We start from the raw sequence: 24,077 nt of genomic DNA, 5'->3' as shown, positions 1-24,077 counted from the left end.
GTTCCGGCACCGGCTTGTCGCTTCATTGTCAGGCGGCGAAGTTAGGCGTCCGGTCATGACGATGTCTCAAGATCGAGACATTCAGCACTCCGCCAGGTCGCAGACCTTGGCGAGCATCGTGCCCGCGTCCTTGCGCTGCTGCCTGAAGTCGGACTTGGCGGGCTTGCCCCACTCACCGCCGGCCGTGTAGAGGATCAGGGCGTTCGCGCGGCGGGTCACGACGGCCCGCTCGCCGCCGACGGCGGGCTTGCCGTGGGAGTAGGCCTGGCCGACGACCTGCAGGCCCTCGTCGCCGAGCGCCAGCTTGGCGACGCTGTACCGGTAGCCCGCGGTGCCGCAGGTCCGTACGGCCGTCCTGAGGTCGCCGACCGCCTTGCCGGCGGCCTCCGGCGAGGAGTAGAGGATCACCTGCTCGGACTTGGAGTAGTCGGGCACCGACGTGTACACGATCGTCCTGGCCGCCGTGCGACCGGCCAGGCCCAGCCCGGCCTTCTGGCACGGGTTCACGACGAGCTGCGCGTTCTTCTTGCCCGACACCGTCCAGCTGTGCTCGGGGTTGGGGTCCTTCTTGGCGGCGGCCTTCTCGTACAGCAGGAAGTTGCCCGGGATGGCCAGGCTGGCCGCGACGAACAGTGCTGTGATCATGGGACAAAATGGTAGGGGTGAGCGACGAAAACCTCAGACGCGTGCTCGGGCTGCTCTGTCAGGACGACACCCTGCGCGCACTCGCGTCCCTGGTGCTCGGTGACACCGGCGATCTGCCCCCGAAGGCCCTCGACCGCCTGGCCAGCGGCGGCCTGGCCGAGCGCGGCGACGACGGCAAGTGGCGGGCGCGGCCGGAGCGGTTCCGCGAGCTGCTGCGGGAGCAGGCCGAGCCCCCCGCCGAGCTGAGCGCCGAGGAGCGGGTGCTGCGCACGTTCCTGGTCGACGGCCGGCTGACCACCATGGGCATGCGCCGCGACAAGCGGCTGGTCGTGCTGCGCTACATCTCGCGGGTGTTCGAGCCCGGCGTGCGCTACCCGGAGAAGGACGTCAACGTGGCTCTGCGGGCCTTCCACGACGACTTCGCGGCGCTGCGCCGCTACCTGGTGGACGAGGGGATGCTGTCCAGGGAGGGCAACGTCTACTGGCGCAGCGGCGGGCCGGTCGAGGTGTGATGCCGGAATGAGCGCGGTCAGGGGCGGCGCAGGCGGGCGCGGTAGTCGCGGGGCGGGAGGCCGTACTCGCGCCTGAAGGCGCGGCTGAAGTGGAACGGGCTGACGAAGCCCGAGGCGGCCGCCACCTGGCCGACGTCCAGGTCGGTCACCTCCAGCAGGCTCGCGGCGTGCCGCACCCGCGCCTTCCGTACGGCGCCCATCGGGGTCTGGCCGGTCCGGGCCGCGAACACGTGCGCGAACCTCGACGGCGACAGCGCCACGGCCCGGGCCAGCGAGGCGACCGAGTGCCGGGCGCCGGGCTCGGCGGCGATGAGGTCGAGCGCGCGGCGCACCCGTTCGTCGCCGTCCTCGGACCCGGGCGCGGGCACGGCTCCGGCCGAGGCCGTGGCCAGCACCAGCACCTCCTCCACCGCGCCGAGCACCAGCTCACGCGCGGGGCCCGACCTGACGACCGCCGGCGGCGGCGCGGTCGCGGCGGGCGGACCGGTGGGCGGGCCTGTGGGTGGACCGGTGGGCGTGGCGTCGCCCGGGATCCAGCGGGCGTCCTGGAGTGCGCGGCCGAAGGCCCGGTCGACGCGCTCACGCACCCCCGCGGGCACGCCCTCGACCAGGTGACAGCCGGTGGCCACGGCGTACGGCGCGAGCCAGCCCGTCCAGGAGGGACGCGGCTGGAAGTGCACCCACCAGAACCGCCACCGTTCCGCCCCCGGCGCGACCCGGTAGCGCTGCGGCGAGTCCGGCCCGAGCACCGCCAGATCCCCCTCCCGCACGGTGAACGCCGCCCCCGCCTGCTCGACGCGCCCCTCCCCCGCCTGGGTCCACAGCAGGAGCCAGCTCGGCGAACCGTGGGGGCGGCGCGCGCCGTAGCCGGCCGGCTGGTCGAAGTGGCCCACGATCGTCAGCTCGGCAGCAGGAACAGACAGGTTCTCAGCGGTCACGGTCATACCGTCCCACGAGCCGGGTCCCTACCGTGAAGGGCATGAGGCTGAACGACTTCCACGACCGGGGGTACGTGCTCGTCCCCGCGCTGCTGGCTCCGGAGGAGGTGGCCGAGCTGCGCGAGGAGTTCATGGCCCTGCACGCCGGCGGCCCGATCCCCGGACATTTCACCCCTCGCCCCCAGGATCCGGGCGCCCCCTACGACGTCCTGCGCGACTACCCCCGGATCATGCACCCCCACCAGGTGAACGACGTCGCCCTGCGCTACCTGCTCGACGCCCGCTTCGCCGAGATCCTGCGCGAGCTGCTCGGCGAAGAGCCGATAGCAGCCCAGAGCATGTTCTACTTCAAGCCGCCGGGGGCCCGGGGGCAGGCGTTGCACCAGGACAACTTCTACCTGCGCGTCGAGCCGGGCACGTGCGTGGCCGTCTGGGTGGCGCTCGACCAGGTCGACCGCGCCAACGGCGGCCTGGAGGTGGTCCCCGGCACCCATCTGATGGACCTGTTCTGTCCCGAGGAGGCCGACCAGGATCTCTCCTTCACCCGCGAGTACGTCCCGCCGCCCCCGGGCCTGGAACGGGCGCCCGTGGACATGCGGCCCGGCGACGTGCTGTTCTTCAACGGCAGCCTGGTGCACGGGTCGGAGCCCAACACCACGGCCGACCGGTTCAGGCGCAGCTTCATCTGCCACTACACCGGCCGCTCGGCCGAGCGCATCTCGGCCTACTACGAGACGCTGACGATGGACGGGGAGCGCGTGCTCCTGGAGCCGTCCACCGGGGGCGGCCCCTGCGGCACCGAAGCCACCGGCCCCCACTGACCGCACTCACATCACCGGGCGGGACACCGGCCGGGGCGCCCGCCGGTGTGCCGCCGTCAGCCGCCGGATATGTCGGACTCCGCCTCGTCCGGGACCACGCAGTCCCACGGATCGTCGAGCCACCCGTCAGGCAGTTGCACCTTCTGACGCTCGCCCGACTTCCCCCGGGGCGTGTCGGTGTTCGGCGGCCACGGCTGGTCGTGGTCCAGCCCGGCCAGCCCCTCCCGGAGCCCGTCGAGCGACTCGGCCGTGGCCAGCTCCCGCCGCAGCGCGCTCCCGACCTCGAACCCCTTCAGATACCAGCCGACGTGCTTGCGGAAGTCGGCGATCGCGTACCGCTCGATGTCGAAGCACTCGGTGAGGCCGGCCGCGTGGCGCTCCATCATCCCGGCCACCTCGCCGAGCGTCGGCCTGACCCGCTCGGGGCTGCCGTTGAAGGCGTTCTCCAGATCCTTGAACAGCCACGGACGCCCGAGGCACCCACGCCCGACCACCACGCCGTCGCACCCGGTGCGCGCCACCATGCGCAACGCGTCGTCGGCGGACCAGATGTCGCCGTTGCCCAGCACCGGGATCTCGGGCACGGCCTCCTTCAGGCGCGCGATCGCCTCCCAGTCGGCCACGCCGCCGTAGTGCTGCCTGGCGGTCCGCGCGTGCAGCGCGATCGCCGCCACGCCCTCCTCGACCGCGATGCGGCCCGCGTCGAGGTAGGTCAGGTGGTCGTCGTCGATGCCCTTGCGCATCTTCATCGTCACCGGCAGCGGCCCCGCGTTCGCCACGGCGGCCCGCAGGATCCGCCGCAGCAGGTTCCTCTTGTACGGCAGCGCCGACCCGCCCCCGCGCCTGGTCACCTTGGGCACCGGGCAGCCGAAGTTGAGGTCGACGTGGTCGGCGAGGTCCTCCTCGGCGATCATCCTGACCGCCCGCCCGACCACGTCGGGATCGACCCCGTAGAGCTGGAGGCTCCTGGGCCGCTCGGACTCGGCGAACCTGATCATCCTGAACGTCTTGGGATTGCGCTCGACCAGCGCCCGCGTCGTGATCATCTCGCACACGAACAGCCCGGCGCCCTGCTCCCGGCACAACACCCGGAACGCCGCGTTCGTGATGCCCGCCATGGGTGCGAGCACCACGGGCGGCCATACCCCAATCGGCCCAATCTTCACTCCGTCAGTTGTAGCGCAGCTCAGGCCGGAAGCGGTATTCGCCGGATAGGCTGTGGACCGGTATCCCAGGGAGGGATCGATGCTTCTTCGCGTGCGCGTGGCGCTGCCCGACCGTCCAGGATCTCTGGCCCAGGTCACCAAGGCCCTGGGCACGGCGGGGGCCGACATCACCCAGGTCACCGTCCTCGACCGGGGCGCCGGCACGGCGGTCGACGACATCACCGTCTTCTGCCCCGAGAGCACCCCGCGGGAGGTGCTGGTCAAGAGCCTGGAGAGCGTCGAGGACGTCCATGTGGCGGGCATCTGGCCCACTCGTGAGACCGCCGGCACCTATCCCGAGCTGGAGATCCTCAAGTACATCACCCTGGCCGGCGACCGCGCGCTGACCACGCTCGTCGACTCGCTGCCCGTGCTGTTCAGCGCCGACTGGGCCGCCACGGCCGCCGACCACGGCGTGGTCTACGCGAGCTGGCGCGCCCCGCAGGGCCTGGCCGTCCCCAGCCCGGCCCCGCCACGCCCGGCGGCCCTCACGCTGGACGGCGGCGCGCACGCCATCCACGCCCCGCTGCCGCCGCTCGCCCTCACCCTCCTGCTGGCCCGCTCCGAGGGCCCGGCCTTCCACCGCATCGAGGTCCACCGGCTCACCCGGATCCTGGAGATCTTCCTGAGCCTGCCGGCCACCGAACGCAGCGTCGCCCGCCAGCTCCGCAAATAGCGGGAGGCATCTGGTCTGAAAAGGCGCTAGAGTTAGGCACGCAACAGCGCGGAAGTGGCTCAGTGGTAGAGCATCACCTTGCCAAGGTGAGGGTCGCGGGTTCGAATCCCGTCTTCCGCTCGGAGTGGTTCGACTCGGTGGAGTGGCCGAGAGGCGAGGCAGCGGCCTGCAAAGCCGTCCACACGGGTTCAAATCCCGTCTCCACCTCCAAGGACGATTAGCTCAGCGGGAGAGCGCTTCCCTGACACGGAAGAGGTCACTGGTTCAATCCCAGTATCGTCCACCACGCTCCAAGGCCAGACTCGGAAGATCGGGTTCTGGCCTTTTCGCTGTCCGCTCCCCGATTCGTGCTTCAGGTGGACACCTGACGCCCGCGGAGTGGCGGGCGGGCCTCCGGGGCGCCCGTACCAGCGGGGCCGCCCGTCGGGGCGTAAGGGGCGGGCCGGGGGAAGGAACGTCCCCATGGACATCGAACGTGCCCGCGCGGCCTTCGCCGCCGCCTACCGCGAGCTCACGGTCGCGGTGAACGAGTCGGACCTGCTCAGGCCCACCAGGTGCGCCGGATGGGCCGGGGTCGACCTGCTCTTCCATGTGCTGTGCGACGCCCAGCGGGCCCTCGTCGCGTTCGCCACCCCCGCGGACGGGCCGCCCGACGTGGACCACGTCACCTATTGGAGCTCCTTCCAGCCCGCCGCCGAGGGCGCGGACGCCCACGCCTGGTGGGTACGCAGATCCGCCTCCGCCTTCGCACGGCCCTCCGGGGTGCTGCGGGTGTGGGCGGACACCGCCCCCGCCGCGGTGCGGGCCGCGCTCGCGGCCGACCCCGCCGGGCACGTCGCCACGCAGGGGCACGTGATCGCCGTGCCCGACTTCCTGGCGACCCTGGCCACCGAGGCCGCCGTCCACCACCTGGACCTCCAGGCCGGACGGCCGCCGGCCCGGGAGGCGCTGGAGCTGGCGGGCGAGACCCTCGACGGGCTGCTGGGCGCGGATCGCCCGTCCCATCTGGACCTGCCCGCGTACGTGCTGGAGGCCACCGGACGGGTGCCGTCGGCCGACGAGCGGTTCCCGCTGCTGGGGTGAGCGACGTCCGGGGGGCGTGGTATCGGCCCTTGTGTGAGGCGGCCGTGCTCCGGCCGTGACCGGCGCGCGGCATGATCGCTGCTCGTGAAGAAGACGATGATCGCCGCCCTGGCGGCCTGCGCCTGTGTGCTGACGGCGACCGTGCCCGCCCAGGCCGCCCCCAAGGACCCCGTACGCGCTCTCAAGGCCAAGCTCGCCACCGGGCACGGCGTGCGGTTCACCGAGACGACCATGCTCTCGGGCGAGAAGAAGGCCAAGATCCAGAGCCGCAAGGGGACCTTCCAGTTCAACGCCAAGGGCGTGGCGGCCTCCGACATCTCCGCCGTCCCTGTGGGCCGTCCCCGCGAGCGGACGATCAGCATCGGCAAGGTCAGCTACACCTCGGGCGGCATGTACGCCGAGCGCCTGCCCGAGGGCAAGTCCTGGCTCAAGGGCAACGGCCTGCTCGGCGGCGGCAGCGGCTTCTTCGGGCAGGTGATCAACCCCGTCGAGCCCACGACGCTGGCGGCGCTGGTCAAGAAGGGCGCCCTGCGCGGGAGCACGCTCACCGGGAAGATCACCTTCAAGGAGCTGGCGAAGGTGTCGCGCTGGTTCGACGCCTCGATCCCGCTGCGCATGCACGACGACACGAAGGTCTCCTACACGCTCACGCTGACCTCCGCCGGGCTGGTGAGCAGGGTGAAGTCGTCGTACGCGGCCACGGGGATCTTCGACACCAACCAGTTCGAGGGCGGGACGATCACGATCGACAGCCGCTTCACCGGGTGGGGCGCCAAGGTGTCCATCAAGGCGCCGGACTCCGAGAAGGTGACCTCCGACAGCGGCGAGTGACCGCCCTCCAGGCGCTGTGGCGCACGGGTACGGAGGTCCGGCGTCCGTACCCGTGCGGGTCTTCGTGAGGGACGGCTCAGAGGTCGTCCGGGTGCATGCGGAAGTCGTAGCGCTCGGGCAGCGGGCCGGTGGTCAGGCGTGACCAGGTGTCGTGCAGGGCGGGCTCTCCTTCGCGCAGGTCGTCGACGTCGAAGCCGGCGTCGAACAGCGCGCGGGCGCCGTCCCGGTCCCCGGCCGCGAGCAGGGCCCGGGCGCGCAGCAGGACGATCCGGCCGGTCGGGGGCAGGGTGTCCAGGACGGCCAGGCACTCCGCGTGCCTGCCGGCGTCCAGCAGGGCGACGGCGGCCTCCACCGCCAGGGCCCGCCTCAGAACGGCGACCTCCGGCACGGGCGGCCGGGCGTCGGCGTCCACACTCTCCGGCGCGGGCGGCCGGGCTGCGGTGTCCGGAGCCTCCGGGGCGGGGTGTGCCTGGTGGAGGGCGGTGAGGTGGAGGGTGGCGCGGTCGTCCGGGTCCGGGGTGGCGTGGGCCAGGCAGCGGGTCGCCCAGGGGTTGGGGCGCAGCTCGGCGGAGCGCCGCCACGCTCGTACGGCCTCCTCGCGGTCCCGCGCGTGCCAGGCGGCCACGCCCAGGTGGTAGGCCGTCACCCAGGTCTCCGGCGCCTGCTCCAGCAGCCGCCGCCACGGCCCGGACACCAGGCTGTGCCCGGGGTCCGCCGCCACGTCGGTGCGAGGAGGTTCGGGAAAGGCGCCGGTGGTGAGGAGGGTCTGCCAGGGGGACTGCGCGGGGCCGAGGGCGGATTCGGGGAAGGGGATGCCGGGCGTGCGCACGCCGGTGCGCAGCGTTTCCAGGGCGCCCCAGCCGGAGCCCTCCGCCAGGATCCGGGTGGGCTCCTGGTCGGCGTGCGGCCGCCACTTGTGCCAGGCGGCGGTCACCTCGGCGGCCGGCAGCCGGGCCGCCAGCTCCGCCTCCGCCGCGCGCACCGCCGCCGCCCAGTCCGGGCCGTGCACGGCCTCGGGGTCGGCGCGCAGCGGCCCGTACGCCTCCAGCCACGAGAACTCGCCCCCGCCCGGCAGCGGCACGTGTTCGAGCTGGGTACGGGCCAGCCCCGCCTGGATCTCCAGGTAACCGCCCGTGCCGGGCTCGGTGAGCCATTCCTGCCAGCGACGCCCGCCCCGCCCGCGTCCCCACAGGAAGAGCTTGCGCCCGCGCAGCAGCCCGGTGGACGTCTGCACCAGGCCCGCGCCGGAGCCGTCGAGCGCGGCGATCCAGGGACGGCGGTCGCCGAGCTCGAAGAAGTAGTCGGCGGCGTGGCCGGCGCGGGCCGGGTAGCTGCGGTCCAGGCCGTCCCAGGCCGGGAAGGGCACCTGTTCGAGCCGCTCGGTGTAGCCGAAGTGCCAGGCCGTGGCGGCCGGGGCGAGCACGCGGGTCCGCCCGGTCTCGGGGACGGCGATGTTCGACCACCAGTACGCCGGCACCTCGTGCCCGTGCGGGTTGCGCATGCGGACGCCCACGTAGAGGAAGTCCGACCCGCGCGGCAGCCAGAAGTCGACCTGGTACGGCAGGTCCCGGGTGCGCTCCCACTCCCACACGCGCAGCATCGGCGTGCCGTCGGGCCCCTCGGCCTCCCCGGCGAAGACCGGACGGCAGGTCAGGGTGGTGTGGCCGGTCGAGCCGGAGTTCCACTCGACGCCGCCGGAGAACCAGGCGCCGGTCAGCCCGAAGTTGGCCGGTTGCAGCACCGGGTTCCGGTAGAGCAGCTCGCCGTGGTCGCGATGGACCAGCGAGTACAGCCGTCCGCCCCAGCCGGGCAGCACGGTCGCGGTCAGCCGGTCGTTGGCGAGCTGGATCGCCTCGACCCGGCGGGGCCGGCGCGCCCGGTCGTAGCCGTCCTGCGTACGGCAGGGCAGCACGGAGGCGAGCCTGCCGTAGGAGAGCTGGAAGGCCATGTCGGGCGGCGCGCCGGCGACCGTGACGGCGTGCCCGGCGGCGTCGCCGAGGGGCGGCAGCGGGTTGTCCGGGCCGGGCAGCGCGACCGGCAGGGTGATCGTGGTCCGGCGGACGGTTGTCGTCATTTCCCCATTCCCAAGGTCATGCCTTCGGTGACGCGGCGTCCGACCCAGGCGAAGAGCACCACCATGGGCAGCACGACCACGCAGACGCCGGCGAACATGCCGCCCCAGTTGGTGCCGGTGTACTGCTGCTGCTGGGCGAAGCCGATCAAGGCCACCGGCAGCGTCTCCTTCTCGTCATCCTGCATCAGCACCAGGGCGAGCATCGTCTCGTTCCAGGACACGATGAGCTGCAGCACGAAGACGGTGACCAGCCCCGGCCGGGCGACCGGGACCACGATGCGCAGGAAGGTCCGCCACACCCCGGCGCCGTCCAGCGCGGCGGCCTCCTCCAGCTCGCCGGGCAGCGACCGGAAGAAGCCGGTCAGCAGGAAGACGGTGAACGGCATGGCGGTGCCGACGTAGGCCAGGGTGAGGCCGGTCAGGGTGGAGGTGAGCTCCAGGCTGCTCAGCATGAGGAAGATCGGCAGCAGGATGACCTGCGTGGGCACGCCGGTCCCCAGCGCGAACAGCAGCGTGAGCGGCCGTCCGGCGCGGTTCGTCGTCCGGGTCAGCGCGTAGGCGGCCGGCGCCGCGACCGCCACGGCCAGCAGCGAGGACAGCACGCCCACGACCGCGCTGTTGACCGCGGCCCGGCCGAAGTTCCCGACCTCCAGCGCGGTCAGGTAGTTGTCCGGCGTCGGCGGCATCGGCAGCCGCCACGGATGGTCGAACACCTCGCGGGTGCTCTTCAGCGAGGTGATCAGCACCCAGGCCAGCAGCGCCACGTCGGCGGCGACGACCGCCCACACGGCCATTCGCACGGGCGCGAGCCCCGTCAGTCTCAGGGTCGGTCTCATGGTCTGCCCTCTCAGAACCGGACGGCTTCACGGTCGAGCGCCCGCCGCAGCAGCAGCACCACGGCCGCCGCGATCAGCAGGCTGACCAGCGCGCTGGCGGCGGTCATCCCCAGCTCGGGCGGCGAGCCCGAGCCACCGTACGTGGCCGCGTAGCTGTAGAGGGCGACGGTCCAGGTGCTGCTCGGCGGGGTGCCCGCGGTGCCGCCGCCGAACACCAGCACCAGCTCGAACACCTTGATCGAGCTGATGGTCCACAGCAGCGCGCAGACGCTGAAGACGTCCCAGCTCAGCGGGATCGTGACGTGCCGCAGCCGCTGCCAGGACGTGGCCCCGAGAAGCGCGCAGTCCTCGTAGAAGTAGGCGGGGATGCGGTCGACGGCGGCCATGATGATCGTGGTGTAGTACCCGACCGCGGCCCAGATCGCCACGATCAGGATGAGCGTGAACGTGTTGTCCACGGCCAGCCACTTGGGCGGGTCGCTCACCCCGAACACGCCCCTCAGGACGGTGTTGACCAGCCCGTCGGGGTTGAACAGGAAGCCCGCCACGATCGCCGGGACCAGCGCGCTGACGATGTTGGGGAAGAACAGGATGTTGCGCGCGACCAGCCGCCCGCGCATCTCCCTGAGCACCATCGTGAGCGCGAAGCCGGTCACGAACGTCACGCCGCCGCCGATGACCAGCAGCTTCAGGGTGTTGAGCAGCGCGGTGTGGAAGACCGGGTCGCCCAGCAGGCGGGCGTAGTTGCGCAGCCCGACGAAGCGTGACTCGCCGTACCCGGCGGTCTGCTGGAGGCTGATCCACACCGCGTAGCAGGCCGGTCCCAGGACGAAGACGGTCAGCAGCGCGAGTGCCGGGGCGACCATGGGGACGAAGGCCCGCTGCCGGGCCCGTCCGGCGGGGCCGGGCCGCGGCTCGGGTGCGAGCGCCATCAGTCGCCCTGGTTCTTCCAGAAGGCGGCCTGGACGGCGGTGATCTTGTCCACGAACCCCTGCGCGGTGAGCTTGCCGTTGAACAGCTCGCCCACCGTCGGGTAGTAGACCTTGTCGGTCCAGCCCGGCACGCTCAGCCCGGACGCGAACGGATACGTGGCGGGCACGCCGTCGAGCTGCTTCTTCACCCCGGCCAGGGCCTCGGGCACGTACGCGTCCTCGCGCGGCGAGAGCACCGAGGCGGTCCTGGCCAGCTCGTCGGCGAAGGTCTTGGTCGTCATGTAGGCGATGAACCGCTCGCCGGCCTCGACGTTCTTCGCCTTGACGGGCATCGCGAAGCCGAACTGCACGACCTCCTCGCCCTCGGCCGGGCCGCCGACCTCGGGGAAGGGCATGGAGGCGGGCCTGAACCCGGCCTTGGCGTACGAGCCGACCTCGCTGGGCAGCCAGGAACCCATGATCATGAAGGCGGCCCGGCCCTGGGCCCAGTTCTTCTGCTGCTCGGGGTACTTGCCGGCGTCGTACCCCTTGAGCAGGTAGCCCTCCTTGGCGAACTTCTCGATCTGCCGAGCGGCGGCCAGCACCTCGGGCTTCTTCCACGACTGCCCGGTCCGGTCCTCGGCGATGGCCTTGAGGCCGTCGGCGCCGATCGTCCGGTACAGGTAGTAGTTCATCCAGTAGGAGTCGGACCAGTACTGCTCGCCGTCGGCCGTGAGCGGGGCCGTCCCGGCGGCCTTGAGCCTGCCGAGCAGCGCCAGGAACGCGTTCCAGTCCTTCGGCGGCGGCTCGGTGAGGGTGGCGGCGTCGTAGAACAGGCCGATGCCGGCGACGCTGTAGGGCACCATGTACGGCTCCCCGCCCGGCAGCCGCAGCGCAGGGCTCTGGAGGTACTTGGCCGGGATGACGTCCTTGACCTTCTTGCCCGCCTCGCCGGGCACGTCGGCCTCGTACACCTGGGCCAGGCTCCGGGCCACGCCCGGAGTGACCATGAACGGCCGGATCGTGTCGTCGGACTGGTCGACCACGTCCGGCACCTTGGACGTGGTGAGCGCGGCGGGCAGCTTCTGCTTGACCACGTCGCGGCCGGCCCACTCCACGCTGACCTTGATGCCGGTGGCCCGCGTGAAGCGGGTGATCGCCGCCTGCAGGGCCACCTGCTGGGGCTCGCCCTGCTTCCACATCGACCAGTAGACGAGCTCCTTGCCCGGCTCGTCCGGGGAACCGCCGCCGCAGGCGGTGAGCAGGCCGAGGGCCAGCGCGCCGGCGGCGAGGCCGGCGAGCGTCCTGCGGGAGGGGAGATGTCGGGATGAGCTCATCGAGCCGCACCGCCTGTCCTGTGAGTTCCGGGGGGTGGTCGGTCCGGCGGGCCCCGGACGGAGGCCCGCCGGAGGAGGTCAGCCGACGGTCCAGCGCTGCAGCGCCGAGCCGGTGTCGGCCTGCTGGGTGACGGGGGAGCCGTCGGCGGTGGAGGCCGTGGTGAGCGACAGCCCGCTCTTCTGCGAGGCGATCCGGTAGCCGCCCGCGGAGGCGGGGGTGACCTGCCAGCGCTGGTTCGCGGCGCCGGTGCACGTCCACTGGATGACCTTGGCGCCGGCCTCGGTCGAGCCGCCGCCGACGTCCGCGCAGAGCTTCGACAGGTCGTTGGCGATCTGGTAGGAGCCGTCGGACTGGCGGGTGAGGATCCAGCGCTGGTTGGCGCCGGAGTTGGGGGCCCAGGTGATGAGCGGGGTGCCCGGGGTGGTGGAGTGGTCGGGGTCGTCCAGGGCCTTGCCGGCGGCGGTCAGGGTGTGGACGCCGCTCAGGTCGCCGCCCGCCGCGCCGGTGTCGGTCAGCGTCAGGGTCTGCTCGGCCGCGGTGCGCCGCCCGCCGACCGTCCCGCCCGAGGTGTCGCTCCAGTGGCGTACGGGCGTGGTCTCGGCCGGCCGGGCCGCCTCCGCCGACAGGCCGAGCGCGAGGCCGCTGTAGCGGTTGACCAGCCGGTGGCCGCTCCCGCTCGGCACGGCGAACCACTGCTGGCCCGCGGTGGGCCCGCCGGCGCCGGGCGCGGTGACGACCGGCTTCGCCCCCCACGCCCGGCCGGCGGCGGTGGCCGCGTCCACGCCGAGCAGGCCGCCGGTCGAGGCGTTGGCGATCCGGTAGGAGCCGTCGCCGTTGGAGGTGAACGTCCAGCTCTCCAGGGCCGAGCCGGTCGGGGCGGCGGTGGAGGTGGTCGCCGCGCCGCCGGAGACCTGGGCCAGCACGCGGCCGGCGCCGTTGCCGATCCGGTAGGTCCGGCCCGGGTTCGCCGGGGCGGGAGCGGGCGCGGTGGAGGAGATGGTGAGGGTCGCGTACTCGCCGCTGGAGGTCGCGCACTCGATCGAGCAGTACGAGCGGAACGTCCTGCCGACGACGGTCGAGCCGGTCTTGCTGACCTGGTCGAGGAACCAGCGGTACCAGGAGCCGGAGACGTAGCCGCCGGAGTCGCCGATCAGGCGCCATTTCTGCGTCGAGAGGTCGTCGGTGACGTAGAAGCGCTGGGGCTGACGTCCGGAGACGACCTCGGGCTCGCCGACGTACAGGCCGAGGTGGGCGTCGTAGGCGATGTTCATGATGAACAGGTCGGACTTCGGCGGCAGTTTCCCGGCGGCGATCTGCTGGTCGACCGTGCCGGTGTTGGCCGGGTCGTAGTCGCCGCCCACGGGTGTGTAGCCCTGGGGGTCGGCGGCGGTGACCGGCACCATGTTGCTCTCCTTGCCGCCCACGCCGGGCTGCGACCAGGAGCCGTCGTACCACTTGGTCCACGAGCCGGTCGCCATCTTGGCCGACATCGGCGCCCGCGCCACGTGGGCCAGGCCGCCGTTGCCGCCGCCCACGCCGCCCTTGGGGATGATCCGCGAGCCGTAGTAGACGTAGAAGTAGCCGGAGACCGGGTCGGCGAACAGGCGCGGGTCGCCGTCGCCGTAGTCGTAGGTCTGGTTGGGGAAGGCCGTGCCGTCGTTGCGCCTGGTGCTGTACGGCGAGGTGATCGCGTGGCCGAGGATCGTCCACACGCGGCCCTGGTTCCGGGAGACGGCGTAGTCGAGGGAGTCGTAGTGCAGCCCGTCGCCGAAGGGTTGCGGGGTGAACTCGTTGTGGACCAGGCCGTACCAGTCGCCGGTGTCGGGGTCCACCCAGACGCCGACCAGGTCGCAGTAGTTCTTGTGGGCGTACCCCGAGCCGGCCCCGGCGGAGGTCGCCTCGACGCCGGTCGGGCTGTTGTTGCAGCGCCAGGTCGTGTCGTTGTTGCGGTCGGCGGAGTTGGCCGGGTTGACCGCGTCGCTGATCGCGGCCGAGCGGGTGGCGGTCTCGAAGTTCGTGCCGGTGAAGAAGTCCCAGTAGCGGGGGTCGGAGCTGCCGTAGAGGGCGGCCGACTGCTGGAAGTAGAAGGTGCCGTCCTTGTCGATGTAGGTGGCCGCCGGGGTGTCGGTGGGGTGGGCGTAGCGGCCGGTGGAGTCGACGGTGATGGTGTAGGAGGCGTCGGGCGGTGCGGCCGACGCGGCCGGGGCGGGCAGGGCGCCGCCCAGCACGAGCGTCAGGGCCGCGGCGGTGGCGGTGAGCACGTTGCGATGGGGGGACACGGGTGCTCCTTTCTGTCGGGCACGCCACGCCGGCGTGCCCCCGGTGAACCACGAGCCAGAACCGCGTGGCCGGACCATACGCCAGATTTGACCGCTCAAACAAGGCCCGATTTCGCGTTCTTGCTCTCTTGCCCGGTCAAACAGCACGTAATGAGCACGCTGGTTGACTCCGTCGAAGCTCGGCGGCTACGTTTCGGGGCGACGTGTTGGACCGGTCAAACCCTCTGGAGGCAGCGGTGGTCACGATGCAGGACGTGGCCGAACGGGCCGGGGTCACCAAGCAGACCGTGTCCAACGTCGTCACCGGCCGCGTACGCGTCCGCCCCGAGACCGAGGCCAAGGTGCGCGCGGCCATCGCCGAGCTCGGCTACACCCCCAACCTGGTGGCCCGCTCCCTGGCCACCGGCACCACCATGACCGTCGGCCTGTTCGTGCCGACGGTGGCCAGCTCGTTCTACTCGGCCGTGGTCGAGGAGGCCGAGAACGTCCTGGAGGAGCACGGCTACCACCTGCTGCTGTGCACCACCCGCCTGGACGGCGAGCGGGCCCGCCGGCACATCACCGGCCTGACCAGCCGCTCGGTCGACGCCCTGCTGATCGCCGGCGACAACGGCCTCACCGAGCACCTGCCGCTGCTGGCCGGCGCGCGCTTCCCCGTGGCGCTGTGCGCGTGGGAGAGCGAGGTGCCCGACAGCCTGCCGGTGGTCACGATCGACTACGAGCAGGCCGGCTACCTGGCCGGGCGGCATCTGCGCGAGCTGGGCCACGAGCGCGTCGCGGTGCTGAGCAGCGCGCCGCACGCCCTGCGCGTGCAGGGGTTCCGGCGCGCGTTCGCCCGCGACGGCCTCGACGTCCCCGCCTCGGCCGTCTTCACCGCGCCGGAGCCTACGGCGATGGGCGGCTTCACCGCCGCCACCGCCGCCCTGACCGCCGTCCCGGAGGTGACCGCGGTCTTCTGCACCCACGACATCCTCGCGCTGGGCGCGCTGGAGGCGGCCCGCCTCGGCGGCCGCTCGGTCCCGGGCGACCTGTCGGTGGTCGGCCACGACGACATCGACGAGGTACGCGTGACGCACCCCGCCCTCACCACGGTCGCCATCCCGAGCCGGGAGATGACCAGGCAGGCCATCGAGCTGCTGCTGCGCGCGCTGGACGAGGGCCGCCCGCCGGTCAACTCCCTGCAACTGCTGCGCTCGACCCTGATCGTCAGGGCCAGCAGCGGCCCCGCCTGACCTGCTCCGGCACCTGCTCCGGCATCTGCTACGGCGCGGCCTGCCCGGCGAGCGCGCGGCGGACCCACCGGCCGGCCCCGCGCCCGCAGCCCCGGACGCTCCAGCCCGCCGCCGCCCCGACGGCGACCCCGGCGAGGACGTCGCCCGGGTAGTGGGCGCCCACGTACACGCGGGAGGCGGCCACCGCGGCGGCCAGCAGCATGACCGGGGCGGCGACCGGGAGCGGCGCGTCCCTGGCCACCGCCACCGCGAAGGCGACCGCGGACGCGCTGTGCCCCGAGGGCAGCGAGGACGACGACGGCACCCGGCGGCGGCGGATCACCGGGATGAGGTCCGTCAGCGGGCGCGGCCTGCGGATCGCCTGCTTGACGACCATGCTGGTCAGCGGGCTGGCCAGCGAGATCGCCAGCAGCCCCCGTACGCCGGCCCGCTGCAACCGTGGCCGGCCCGTCAGCATCAGCACGCCCGCGACCAGCCCCCACAGGACCGAGTTGTCGGCGGCCGACGACAGGTGCGGGAGCAGGGCGTCGAGCACGGGCAGGTCGGCGCGCGCGACCCGGTCGAAGGCCCGCTTGTCCCAGGCGTCGAGACGTTCGAGCAGCATCATCCAGCCGATCACCTCCGTGACGGCCCTACACCTGCCCGCCGATCACGCCGATCATGCCCGGGACGGCCTGGCTCCCGTGCTCTCCCTGACCACGAGCTCGGGCTCGACCAGCCGCCGGGCCTCGGGCTCGTGCCCGGCCATGAAGTCGAGCAGCAGGTGGAAGGCGTGCCTGCCGACCTCGCCGAAGTCCTGTCGCACGGTGGTCAGCGGGGGCCAGAAGTAGGCCGACTCGGGGATGTCGTCGAACCCGGCCACGCTCACGTCCTCGGGCACCCGCCGGCCGGCCTCGCGCAGCGCGCGCAGCACACCGAGCGCCATCTGGTCGTTGGCCACGAACACGGCGGTGACGTCGGGGTTCTCGGCGAGGCGGCGGCCGAGCTGGTAGCCCGATCGGGCGCTCCAGTCGCCGCGCAGCACGTCGGGCGCCTGGCGGCCGGCGGCCTCCAGCACGCCGCGCCAGCCCTCGATGCGGCCGTTGGCGTCGAGCCAGTCGGCCGGGCCCGCGACGTGCCAGACCGTCTCGTGGCCGAGGCTGAGCAGGTGCCGGGTGACCCGCCTGGCCCCCGCCTGCTGGTCGACCTTGGCCACCGGCACGGGGATGTCGTCGCCCGCGTCGACGGCCACCACCGGCATCTCCGGCGGCAGGTGACGCAGGCCGTCGGCGGCCGACTCGTGCGGGGCCACGATGATCACGCCGTCGACCGCCTGGGCGCGTAACCGCTGCACGCCCTCCTCCATCGACCTGCGGCTGAGCGAGGGCAGGCTGGCGATGCTGACGTTGTAGCCGGCCCGCCTGGCGGCCTGCTCGATGCAGTAGAGCGTGGAGGCCGGGCCGTAGAGGGTGGTGTCGATGCTGACCACGCCGAGCACGCCGGACCTGCCGGTGACGAGCTGGCGGGCGGCCTGGTTGGGCCGGTAGTCGAGCTCGCGCACCGCGGCCATCACGCGGGCCCTGGTCTCCGCGCGGACCCGGTCGGGCGCGTTGAGCACGCGCGAGACGGTCATGGCAGAGACCCCGGCGAGGACGGCCACGTCCATGAGCACCGCGGGCCTGTCGCCCTTCGCTTTCACCGCCGCTCCCTCCTGTCAGCGGTAACGCTAACAGGCCAGGGACGAGATCGTGCGCCCGCGCCGATGCCCTGAGCGGGCCCGGTATGTGGTCCGGTGAGCCCCGGCGTGCCTGGTCGGCGGCTTGACACTGCCAGCTAACTGCCAGGAACGGTATGTAGTCTGCCTCGCCATGAACTGGCAGCGGCACGTCAACAATGCGCTGGTCAGGTTCACCGGATTCCAGATCGAGCGAGTGGGGAACGCCCCTTCTCCCCCGCCCGCTCCCGAGATCAGACCGCCCGCGGATCCGCTAACCGACCGGCTGCTCGAATCCCCCGTCTTCGTCCTGTCCCCCGTACGTTCCGGCTCCACCCTCCTGCGCGCGATCCTCAACGCCCACCCCGACCTGCACGCCCCGCACGAGCTGCACGTACGCCGGCTGCGGGTGCAGTTCGACACCTCGCTGGCCGCCAAGGCGATGGGCGCGCTCGGGCACAACCAGGCCGACCTGGAACACCTGCTCTGGGACCGGGTGCTCCACCGCGAGCTGGTCCGCAGCGGCAAGCGGTACGTCGTGGACAAGACCCCCGCCAACGCCTTCGCCCACCATCGCATCGCCGCCTGCTGGCCGGACGCCCGGTTCGTCTTCCTGCTGCGCCACCCGGCCTCGATCGCCACGTCCTGGCACGAGGCCGGCCCGGACCGGCGCACCCCGGAGGAGGCCGCGCTCGACGCCCTGCGGTACATGAAGGCCGTGCAGAAGGCCAGGGCCGCACTGCCGGGGCTGACCGTCAGGTACGAGGAGCTGAGCGCCGAGCCCGAGCGCGTCACCCGCGAGATCTGCGCCTTCCTCGGCCTGGAGTGGGAGCCGCGGATGCTCTCCTACGGCGAGCAGCGGGTGCTGGAGAAGGGGCTCGGCGACTGGCGGGACAAGATCAGGACCGGGACCGTCCAGCCCGCCCGCGAGCTGCCCTCCCCCGACCTGATCCCCGAACCCCTCAAGCCCATCTCCCGGACCTGGGGGTACCTCACGTGAAGATCCGCTACCTGATGCTGCACGCCTACGGCATGGGCGGCACGATCCGCACCGTGGTCAACCAGGCGAACGCGATGGCCGCGGCCGGGCACGACGTCGAGCTGGTCAGCCTGGTACGGCGGCGCGACACCCCGCAGTTCGCGATCGACCCCCGGATCACCGTCACCACGCTGGTGGACCAGCGCGACGGCAGGCTGCCCGACTCCGTCGGCCGCAAGGCGTGGCGGCGGATCCGCGGCAAGATCGTGCCGCGCGGCGAGTTCGCGGCCGACTACTTCACCGAGCGGGTGGAGCGCGCCGCGATGGACTACGTCTCCGGCCTGTCGGGCGGCGTCCTGGTGACGACCAGGCCCGCGCTGAACCTGATCTCCGCCCGCCGCACCCCCGCCGACGTCGTCAGGATCGCGCAGGAGCACATGAACCTGTCCGCCTATCCCGACACGATCCGCAGGGAGATCGCCCGCCATTACGGCAGGTTCGCCGCGGTGACCGTGCTGACCATGACCAACAAGCTCGAATACCAGCGGCTGCTGCCGGACACGCCGGTGGTCGTGATCCCGAACGCCGTCCACCGCGTGGAGCAGGAGCGGTCCCGGCAGGTCAACCCGGTCGTGGTGGCCGCCGGGCGGCTGGTGCCGCAGAAGGGATTCGACCTGCTCATCGAGGCGTTCGCGCAGGTCGTACGGGTGCATCCGGAGTGGCGGCTGCGCGTGTTCGGCACCGGGCCGCGCCGCAGCCAGCTCAGCGGGCTGATCGCGCAGCACGGGCTGGCCGATCACGTGACGCTGCCCGGACGTACCGAGCGGCTGGAGAAGGAGCTGGCCGAGGCGTCGGTGTACGCGCTCAGCTCCCGCTTCGAGGGCCTGCCCATGGTCATGATCGAGGCGATGACGCACGCGCTGCCCGTGGTCGCCTTCGACTGTCCGACGGGGCCGCGGGACGTGCTGACCGACGGCGTGGACGGCGTCCTGGTGCCGCCCAGGGACGTGGACGGGCTGGCCGCGGCGCTGATCCAAGTGATCGGCGACCGGGAGCGGCGGGTGCGGATGGGCGAGGCGGCGGCGGCGACGTCGCGGGCGTACGCGCCCGGGGTGGTGATGCCGATGTGGGAGGAGTTGTTCTCGGGGCTGGTGCAGGGGAACCGGACGGCGGGCAACTTCTGGGCGGGCCGCTGATCTACCTGGATCCGCGAAGATCTACCCGACGGATCCTGCGGCCGGGGCGGCGTTTCTAACGATTAGGTCACAGATTTAGCTGCAAATCGTTAAGAGCATGCCAAACCGGGCGGCAGCCTGGGGTACATGCGTAACCGGAAAGCTCGACTCACCGCGTTCGCAGGCGCCTTCGCCCTGGTCACGGGGTTCGGCGTGCCTGCGTACGCCCAGACCGCCGCTCCCGTCACCGGTCCTGTCGCCGCGGCCTCCGTGGTCGACGGCGCCCAAGCGCCCGCCGTCTACGGCCGGGCCGCCTACCTGATGGACGCCAGGTCCGGCGCCGCCCTGTTCGGCAAGGCCGCCGACACCCGCATGCCGATCGCCAGCCTCACCAAGACGATGACGGCGTACGTGGTGCTGCAGGCCGCCAAGCCCACGGACATGGTGGAGATCACCGCCCAGGACGCGCAGTACGCCGAGGACGGCGGCGGCACCACCGCCGACCTGCGGCCGGGCGACCGGCTCCCGGTCGGCGAACTGCTGTACGCGCTCATGCTGCCCTCGGGCGCCGACGCCGCCCACGCGCTGGCCCGTACGTACGGGCCCGGCGTGCCGGGGTTCGTCGACAGGATGAACGACACCGCCCGCTCGCTCGGCATGAACGACACCCGGTACGTCAACGCCGACGGCCTGCCCACCCCGGCCGGCGACGGCTGGTCCACGGCCCGCGACCAGTCCGTACTGGCCGCCAAGGCGCTCTCGGTGCCGCTGATCGAGGGGGTCGCCGGGACCCGCTACCACGAGGTGGCCGCGACGGACGAGCACGGCGCGTACGGCTGGCGCAACACCAACCGCCTGCTCGCCGAGCCCGGCGCGATCGGGCTGAAGACCGGGTTCACCCGGGCGGCGGGGTACAGCCTGGCGTTCGCCGGTGAGCGGGACGGGCGACGACTGGTGGGCGTGATCCTGGGCGAGTCGGTCTCCAGCCGCCGCTTCGACACCGCCCAGGCCCTCCTCACCTGGGCCCCCACCCGCGCCGCCGCCTGAGGCATCGCCCCCCGGGGGCCCCTTCCGGCGCCAACCCGCGCCGCCGCCTGAGGCATCGCCGCCGGCTCCCGGCCGCGCGCTCGGTGTCCGCATGATGGACGCTCGTGATCTGTTGGGTTAGTTTGCCCGACATGAACGTTCGCATCGCGATGAGCGTGATGTCCGCGGCGCTCGTGCTCGCCGCCCCCCTCCCCGCCCACGCGGCCACCCCCGGACTCGGCTGGGAGCTGAAGGAGACCGGCGTGACCGCCCGCTTCCGCGGCCTGGCCCCCGTGAGCAGGGACGTGGTGTGGGCCGCCGGCACCGGCGGAACCGTCCTGCGCACCGTGGACGGCGGGCGTACCTGGCAGAACGTCTCCCCACCCGGCACCGAGGCCCTCCAGTTCCGCGACGTGGAGGCGTTCGACGCCCGCCGCGCCCTGGTCCTGTCGATCGGCACCGGCACGGACGGCCGCGTCTACCGCACCGAGGACGGCGGCCGCACCTGGACCGAGTCCTTCAGGAACGACGAACCGAACGCCTTCTACGACTGCATGGCCTTCTTCGACCGCCGCCACGGCCTGGCCATGAGCGACCCGGTGGACGGCAGGTTCCGCGTCCTGGCCACCGACGACGGCGGACGGAGCTGGCAGGTGCTGCCCTCGTCCGGCATGCCGGACGCGCTGCCCGGCGAGGCCGGGTTCGCGGCGAGCGGGCAGTGCCTGGTGACCGCGGGCGGGCGCGACGCGTGGATCGCCACCGGCGGCGGCGAGCGGTCGCGCGTGTTCCGTTCGGCCGACCGCGGACGTACGTGGACCGTCGCCGACACCCCCGTCCCGGCCGCCGACGCCGCCAAGGGCGTCTTCGCGCTGGCCTTCCGCGACCGGCACCGCGGGATCGCGGTCGGCGGCGACTACCAGCCCGGCCTCCCCTCCCCGAACGCCGCCGCGGTCACCAGGGACGGCGGCGCCACCTGGCAGACCGCCACGACCCCGCCGCCCGCGTACCGGTCGGGGGTGACGTGGCTGCCGCACCTGCCGTTCGCGGCCATCGCCGTCGGGCCGACGGGGAGCGACGTGACGTACTCGGGCGGGGCCCGCTGGGAGTCCTTCGACGGCGGCTCGTTCGACACGGTCTCGTGCACCCCGGACCTGTCCTGCTGGGCCTCCGGCGAACAGGGCCGCATAGCCCGCCTCCGGCTCCGCTAGAGCGCGTCCGGCCATGTACGGACACGAAGCTCAGGACGGGACGGGCGGGCACTCCAGGACCTCGATCGAGTTCCCCGGCATCAGAGCGATGTGGGGATGGTCGCTGAAGAGCCGCGCCGCGTCTTCATGCGTCTCGGCCTCCACGATCGCGTATCCGGTCTTCGAGTCGGTGAAGTCCTCGACGCCTCGGGCCGTCACCAGCTTCTTGCGGAAGAGCGGCGCCCCGGGATCGATCAGGGCGTGCTCGTTCTTCTGAGCCCACACCGCCCACGCGTTCATGAACTCACTCTGCTGCTGCTCGGTGAACTCCGCCTTGTCGGCGTCGTCGGCCGCGCCGTTCAGGACAGCGAGAAACCTACCCATGGCCGGAGGGTAGCCCACGAACCAAGCGGAGGGAGGCTGTACCGAGGGGCGGGGTCAGCGGACGCCGCGGGGCCTGAACTGGATGCTGATGCGCGGCCCCGCGGGCCGGGCCGTCTTGGGGATCGCGTGTTCCCACGTGCGCTGGCAGCTTCCGCCCATGACGATCAGGTCGCCGTGCCCGAGGTCGCGCCGGATCGAGGGGCCGCCGCCGCGCGGACGCAGCAGGAGCGGACGCGGGCTGCCCACCGAGACGATCGCGACCATGGTGTCCTCGCTGCCGCCCCGGCCGATGGTGTCGCCGTGCCAGGCCACGCTGTCGCGGCCGTCGCGGTAGAAGCACAGGCCCGCCGTGCGGAAGGGCTCGCCCAGTTCCTCGCCGTAGTGGTCGTCGAGCGCCGCCCTGGCCTCGTCGAGGACGGGGTCGGGCAGCGCCTCCCCCTCGTCGTAGAACTTCAGCAGGCGCGGGACGTCGAGGACCCGGTCGTACATGCGGCGGCGCTCCGCGCGCCAGGGCACCGTCTCGGCCAGCCGCCCGAACAGCGTGTCGGCCCCGGCCAGCCAGCCCGGCCGCAGGTCGATCCAGGCCCCGTGGTCGAGGTACGTCCTGCGGACCGTGGCGCCCAGCCGCCCGACGCCGAGCTCCTCGTCGAGACCCAGCAGAGATGCTTGGAACGCGGCTTTCATGAGGCCGAGTCTACGTCATCTCTCAAACACATTTTCGACTGGGAGCGTGAGGGTGCCCGGCCTGTGCGGTACGCAGTCCGTACAGGCCGGGCAGGTCGCCGCCGGCGGGCGCGAGACCCGCGCGGGACGGTCGCCCAAGGTCCTTCCCGCCCGAACCAGCACCTAACGCTCATCCTGTAACGTCTTGCCAGTGTTATCCCGTTACATAGCCGGCGTGGTGGCGGCACGGACCGGCGACGAGATGTCCGGGCCCGCCCTCCTGGTCGCCGGGCTCGCCGCCACCGGCTCGCCGCTGCTCGGAGCCTCGCTGCTGGCCGGGCTGACCGTCTCGGCGGCCGTCGGCGGGCCGCTGCTCGGCGTGCTGCTGGACCGGGCCCGCCGTCCGGGCCGGTTGCTCGCGTGGTGCCTGCTCGGGTACGCGACCGGCCTGCTGCTGGTGGCGGCCGGTGTCGGCAGGGTTCCCGGGACGGCCCTGGTCGCGCTGGCCATGGTGACCGGACTGGCGGGCCCCGCGCTGACAGGCGGCTGGACGGGACAGCTCCCCCTGGTCTCCGGCCCCGACCGGCAACGGCTGGCCCGGGCCACCGCGCTCGACGCCATGACGTACAACGTGGCCGGCCTGGCCGGTCCGGCGGCGGTGGGCGTGGTGGCGGCCATGGCCGGCGGGACGACGGCGGTGCTCGTCTCCGTCGCCCTCCTCCTGTCCGCCCTCCCCACGGCCTGGACCCTCCCCACCCGCGACGACCGCGCCCACGACCGCCCCGCCCACGACGGGCCCGTCTGTGAGGGTCCCACCCGCGAGCGGCGGCGCGCCGGGCTCCTCGCCTCCACGGCGCGGGCCGGCAGGGAGGTCGCGGGTGAGGTGGTGGCCGGGGTCAGGGTGGTTCTCGGGAACCGGGTGTTGTGGCGGGCCACCGCCGGGTCGATGATCTCCTGCGCCGGGACGGGCATGTTCGTGGTGTCGGCGCCGGTGCTGGGCCTGGAGCTCTCGGGTGACAGTGGCCGCGGGACGCTGCTGCTGGCCGTCACGGCGGCGGCCGGCCTGGCCGCGAACGGCCTCCTGGCCTGGCGAGGCGGCTCCCGGAGGCGGAAGGCGACCCCGCCGTGGGACGCGACGCTGGTGTGGGCCACTGCCCTGGTCGGCGCGGGCATGGCAGCCGCGGCCGTCGCGGGACTGGTGGGGATGTCCGTCGCGGAGCCCTCCGTGGAGGGGCCGTCGGGGATGGGGGCGGCCGTGGCGGGGGCGTACTGGGTGGCGGTGGTCGGGGCGGGGTTGGTGGGGGTGGGCGAGGGGCCGCAGTTGACGGCGCTGTTCGCGGTGCGGCAGCGGGAGGCGCCCGCCGGGCTGCGAAGTCAGGTGTTCACGACCGGCGCCAGCCTCAAGATCACGTCGTTCGCCGTCGGCTCGGCGCTGGCCGGGCCGTTGAGCGCCCACTCGGCCGCCGCGGCCCTGCTGGCCGGCGCGGTGACGCAGCTCGTGGCCGTCTGCGTCCTCGCCCACCGCCGCGCACGGCGGGCGTCAGCGGAAAGCCGCTGACGGAGGCACGCGGGAACGCCATCAGGCGGCA

Annotated in this window: 23 protein-coding genes and 3 tRNA genes; 14 read left to right on the top strand and 12 right to left on the bottom strand. The window is 72.8% G+C overall.

Going from position 1 to position 24,077, the window contains the following annotated elements:
• Nucleotides 1–81: 81 nt before the first annotated feature.
• Nucleotides 82–645 (bottom strand): hypothetical protein, encoded by a 564-nt coding sequence (locus tag ACIA8R_RS07395; RefSeq protein WP_397037117.1) that lies wholly within the window; start codon nt 643–645, stop codon nt 82–84.
• A gap of 8 nt (nt 646–653) precedes the next feature.
• Here ACIA8R_RS07395 and ACIA8R_RS07390 point away from each other — a divergent pair, with 8 nt between their 5' ends.
• Complete coding sequence (locus ACIA8R_RS07390) at nt 654–1,157, top strand: DUF2087 domain-containing protein (protein ID WP_357706650.1); 504 nt, start codon at nt 654–656, stop codon at nt 1,155–1,157.
• Nucleotides 1,158–1,174: 17 nt separating this feature from the next.
• On the opposite strand, the gene ACIA8R_RS07385 is transcribed toward ACIA8R_RS07390, so the two are convergent.
• Nucleotides 1,175–2,095 carry a helix-turn-helix domain-containing protein gene (locus ACIA8R_RS07385; protein ID WP_397037115.1) on the bottom strand — a complete coding sequence of 307 codons (921 nt, stop codon included), beginning with the start codon at nt 2,093–2,095 and terminating at the stop codon, nt 1,175–1,177.
• Nucleotides 2,096–2,136: 41 nt separating this feature from the next.
• Here ACIA8R_RS07385 and ACIA8R_RS07380 point away from each other — a divergent pair, with 41 nt between their 5' ends.
• Nucleotides 2,137–2,916: a phytanoyl-CoA dioxygenase family protein gene (locus ACIA8R_RS07380; RefSeq protein WP_357706654.1), complete on the top strand. Its 780-nt coding sequence runs from the start codon at nt 2,137–2,139 to the stop codon at nt 2,914–2,916.
• A gap of 56 nt (nt 2,917–2,972) precedes the next feature.
• Here ACIA8R_RS07380 and dusB read toward each other — a convergent pair whose 3' ends face one another.
• Nucleotides 2,973–4,082: a tRNA dihydrouridine synthase DusB gene (gene dusB, locus ACIA8R_RS07375; protein WP_397037112.1), complete on the bottom strand. Its 1,110-nt coding sequence runs from the start codon at nt 4,080–4,082 to the stop codon at nt 2,973–2,975.
• A gap of 79 nt (nt 4,083–4,161) precedes the next feature.
• Between dusB and ACIA8R_RS07370 the strand changes: the two genes are divergently transcribed.
• The 6 genes from ACIA8R_RS07370 to ACIA8R_RS07345 all read left to right on the top strand — a co-directional run bounded on the left by ACIA8R_RS07370 (nt 4,162) and on the right by ACIA8R_RS07345 (nt 6,711).
• A complete protein-coding gene (locus ACIA8R_RS07370) occupies nt 4,162–4,797 on the top strand; it encodes an ACT domain-containing protein (RefSeq protein WP_364096385.1) in 636 nt (211 codons plus the stop codon).
• A 48-nt stretch (nt 4,798–4,845) separates the two neighbouring features.
• Nucleotides 4,846–4,917: transfer RNA gene (locus ACIA8R_RS07365), tRNA-Gly, on the top strand.
• Between the two features lie 16 nt (nt 4,918–4,933).
• Nucleotides 4,934–5,007, top strand: a tRNA-Cys gene (locus ACIA8R_RS07360).
• A 1-nt stretch (nt 5,008) separates the two neighbouring features.
• A tRNA-Val gene (locus ACIA8R_RS07355) sits at nt 5,009–5,083 on the top strand.
• Between the two features lie 176 nt (nt 5,084–5,259).
• Complete coding sequence (locus tag ACIA8R_RS07350) at nt 5,260–5,880, top strand: maleylpyruvate isomerase N-terminal domain-containing protein (protein WP_397037110.1); 621 nt, start codon at nt 5,260–5,262, stop codon at nt 5,878–5,880.
• Between the two features lie 84 nt (nt 5,881–5,964).
• Nucleotides 5,965–6,711, top strand: coding sequence for a hypothetical protein (locus ACIA8R_RS07345; RefSeq protein ID WP_364096379.1), 747 nt, complete (start codon nt 5,965–5,967; stop codon nt 6,709–6,711).
• A 76-nt stretch (nt 6,712–6,787) separates the two neighbouring features.
• On the opposite strand, the gene ACIA8R_RS07340 is transcribed toward ACIA8R_RS07345, so the two are convergent.
• The 5 genes from ACIA8R_RS07340 to ACIA8R_RS07320 all read right to left on the bottom strand — a co-directional run bounded on the left by ACIA8R_RS07340 (nt 6,788) and on the right by ACIA8R_RS07320 (nt 14,149).
• Entirely contained in the window at nt 6,788–8,785 is a 1,998-nt protein-coding gene (locus ACIA8R_RS07340) for a DUF5107 domain-containing protein (RefSeq protein WP_397037108.1), read from the bottom strand.
• Nucleotides 8,782–9,621: a carbohydrate ABC transporter permease gene (locus ACIA8R_RS07335; RefSeq protein ID WP_364096373.1), complete on the bottom strand. Its 840-nt coding sequence runs from the start codon at nt 9,619–9,621 to the stop codon at nt 8,782–8,784. Before ACIA8R_RS07335 ends, ACIA8R_RS07340 begins: the two co-directional genes overlap by 4 nt.
• A gap of 11 nt (nt 9,622–9,632) precedes the next feature.
• The gene (locus tag ACIA8R_RS07330) at nt 9,633–10,553 is read right to left on the bottom strand and encodes a carbohydrate ABC transporter permease (protein WP_397037106.1); all 921 of its coding nucleotides are present in this window, start codon (nt 10,551–10,553) and stop codon (nt 9,633–9,635) included.
• A complete protein-coding gene (locus tag ACIA8R_RS07325; protein WP_397037104.1) occupies nt 10,553–11,869 on the bottom strand; it encodes an ABC transporter substrate-binding protein in 1,317 nt (438 codons plus the stop codon). The genes ACIA8R_RS07330 and ACIA8R_RS07325 overlap by 1 nt, the downstream gene beginning before the upstream one ends.
• A 78-nt stretch (nt 11,870–11,947) precedes the next feature.
• Nucleotides 11,948–14,149 (bottom strand): RICIN domain-containing protein, encoded by a 2,202-nt coding sequence (locus tag ACIA8R_RS07320; protein ID WP_397037102.1) that lies wholly within the window; start codon nt 14,147–14,149, stop codon nt 11,948–11,950.
• Between the two features lie 245 nt (nt 14,150–14,394).
• Between ACIA8R_RS07320 and ACIA8R_RS07315 the strand changes: the two genes are divergently transcribed.
• On the top strand, nt 14,395–15,381 hold the full coding sequence (locus ACIA8R_RS07315) for a LacI family DNA-binding transcriptional regulator (RefSeq protein WP_357706759.1): 987 nt from the start codon (nt 14,395–14,397) through the stop codon (nt 15,379–15,381).
• A gap of 28 nt (nt 15,382–15,409) precedes the next feature.
• Here the strand turns inward: ACIA8R_RS07315 and ACIA8R_RS07310 are convergent, their stop codons facing one another.
• Both ACIA8R_RS07310 and ACIA8R_RS07305 read right to left on the bottom strand, forming a co-directional pair.
• Complete coding sequence (locus ACIA8R_RS07310) at nt 15,410–16,000, bottom strand: phosphatase PAP2 family protein (protein WP_357706667.1); 591 nt, start codon at nt 15,998–16,000, stop codon at nt 15,410–15,412.
• Between the two features lie 39 nt (nt 16,001–16,039).
• A complete protein-coding gene (locus ACIA8R_RS07305; protein ID WP_357706761.1) occupies nt 16,040–17,026 on the bottom strand; it encodes a LacI family DNA-binding transcriptional regulator in 987 nt (328 codons plus the stop codon).
• A gap of 202 nt (nt 17,027–17,228) precedes the next feature.
• Between ACIA8R_RS07305 and ACIA8R_RS07300 the strand changes: the two genes are divergently transcribed.
• The 4 genes from ACIA8R_RS07300 (at nt 17,229) to ACIA8R_RS07285 (ending at nt 21,462) form a co-directional block, all read left to right on the top strand.
• Nucleotides 17,229–18,074, top strand: coding sequence for a sulfotransferase family protein (locus ACIA8R_RS07300; protein ID WP_397037100.1), 846 nt, complete (start codon nt 17,229–17,231; stop codon nt 18,072–18,074).
• Nucleotides 18,071–19,249: a glycosyltransferase family 4 protein gene (locus ACIA8R_RS07295; RefSeq protein WP_397037098.1), complete on the top strand. Its 1,179-nt coding sequence runs from the start codon at nt 18,071–18,073 to the stop codon at nt 19,247–19,249. The genes ACIA8R_RS07300 and ACIA8R_RS07295 overlap by 4 nt, the downstream gene beginning before the upstream one ends.
• A gap of 126 nt (nt 19,250–19,375) precedes the next feature.
• Nucleotides 19,376–20,275, top strand: coding sequence for a D-alanyl-D-alanine carboxypeptidase family protein (locus ACIA8R_RS07290; RefSeq protein WP_397037096.1), 900 nt, complete (start codon nt 19,376–19,378; stop codon nt 20,273–20,275).
• Between the two features lie 131 nt (nt 20,276–20,406).
• Nucleotides 20,407–21,462 (top strand): oxidoreductase, encoded by a 1,056-nt coding sequence (locus ACIA8R_RS07285; RefSeq protein WP_397037094.1) that lies wholly within the window; start codon nt 20,407–20,409, stop codon nt 21,460–21,462.
• 30 nt (nt 21,463–21,492) lie between these two features.
• Here the strand turns inward: ACIA8R_RS07285 and ACIA8R_RS07280 are convergent, their stop codons facing one another.
• Together ACIA8R_RS07280 and ACIA8R_RS07275 are read right to left on the bottom strand one after the other, a co-directional pair.
• Nucleotides 21,493–21,825: a hypothetical protein gene (locus tag ACIA8R_RS07280; protein WP_364096352.1), complete on the bottom strand. Its 333-nt coding sequence runs from the start codon at nt 21,823–21,825 to the stop codon at nt 21,493–21,495.
• A 54-nt stretch (nt 21,826–21,879) separates the two neighbouring features.
• The gene (locus tag ACIA8R_RS07275) at nt 21,880–22,509 is read right to left on the bottom strand and encodes an alpha-ketoglutarate-dependent dioxygenase AlkB (protein WP_397037092.1); all 630 of its coding nucleotides are present in this window, start codon (nt 22,507–22,509) and stop codon (nt 21,880–21,882) included.
• 190 nt (nt 22,510–22,699) lie between these two features.
• On the opposite strand from ACIA8R_RS07275, the gene ACIA8R_RS07270 reads away from it, so the two are divergent.
• The gene (locus tag ACIA8R_RS07270; protein WP_397037090.1) at nt 22,700–24,046 is read left to right on the top strand and encodes an MFS transporter; all 1,347 of its coding nucleotides are present in this window, start codon (nt 22,700–22,702) and stop codon (nt 24,044–24,046) included.
• Nucleotides 24,047–24,077: the final 31 nt, after the last annotated feature.

The organism is Nonomuraea sp. NPDC051191 (assembly GCF_044455665.1).
Classification (GTDB): Bacteria; Actinomycetota; Actinomycetes; order Streptosporangiales; family Streptosporangiaceae; genus Nonomuraea.
This window is presented reverse-complemented; position numbering and strand designations above follow the sequence as displayed.

Coding starts and splice junctions, on each gene's coding strand:
- ACIA8R_RS07380 (WP_357706654.1), top strand. CDS start 2,137: ATGAGGCTGAACGACTTCCACGACCGGGGGTACGTGCTCGTCCCCGCG.
- ACIA8R_RS07340 (WP_397037108.1), bottom strand. CDS start 8,785: ATGACGACAACCGTCCGCCGGACCACGATCACCCTGCCGGTCGCGCTG.
- ACIA8R_RS07350 (WP_397037110.1), top strand. CDS start 5,260: ATGGACATCGAACGTGCCCGCGCGGCCTTCGCCGCCGCCTACCGCGAG.
- ACIA8R_RS07285 (WP_397037094.1), top strand. CDS start 20,407: ATGAACGTTCGCATCGCGATGAGCGTGATGTCCGCGGCGCTCGTGCTC.
- ACIA8R_RS07335 (WP_364096373.1), bottom strand. CDS start 9,621: ATGAGACCGACCCTGAGACTGACGGGGCTCGCGCCCGTGCGAATGGCC.
- ACIA8R_RS07305 (WP_357706761.1), bottom strand. CDS start 17,026: ATGGACGTGGCCGTCCTCGCCGGGGTCTCTGCCATGACCGTCTCGCGC.
- ACIA8R_RS07370 (WP_364096385.1), top strand. CDS start 4,162: ATGCTTCTTCGCGTGCGCGTGGCGCTGCCCGACCGTCCAGGATCTCTG.
- ACIA8R_RS07330 (WP_397037106.1), bottom strand. CDS start 10,553: ATGGCGCTCGCACCCGAGCCGCGGCCCGGCCCCGCCGGACGGGCCCGG.
- ACIA8R_RS07315 (WP_357706759.1), top strand. CDS start 14,395: ATGCAGGACGTGGCCGAACGGGCCGGGGTCACCAAGCAGACCGTGTCC.
- ACIA8R_RS07280 (WP_364096352.1), bottom strand. CDS start 21,825: ATGGGTAGGTTTCTCGCTGTCCTGAACGGCGCGGCCGACGACGCCGAC.
- ACIA8R_RS07325 (WP_397037104.1), bottom strand. CDS start 11,869: ATGAGCTCATCCCGACATCTCCCCTCCCGCAGGACGCTCGCCGGCCTC.
- ACIA8R_RS07390 (WP_357706650.1), top strand. CDS start 654: ATGGTAGGGGTGAGCGACGAAAACCTCAGACGCGTGCTCGGGCTGCTC.
- ACIA8R_RS07290 (WP_397037096.1), top strand. CDS start 19,376: ATGCGTAACCGGAAAGCTCGACTCACCGCGTTCGCAGGCGCCTTCGCC.
- ACIA8R_RS07275 (WP_397037092.1), bottom strand. CDS start 22,509: ATGAAAGCCGCGTTCCAAGCATCTCTGCTGGGTCTCGACGAGGAGCTC.
- ACIA8R_RS07300 (WP_397037100.1), top strand. CDS start 17,229: ATGAACTGGCAGCGGCACGTCAACAATGCGCTGGTCAGGTTCACCGGA.
- ACIA8R_RS07395 (WP_397037117.1), bottom strand. CDS start 645: ATGATCACAGCACTGTTCGTCGCGGCCAGCCTGGCCATCCCGGGCAAC.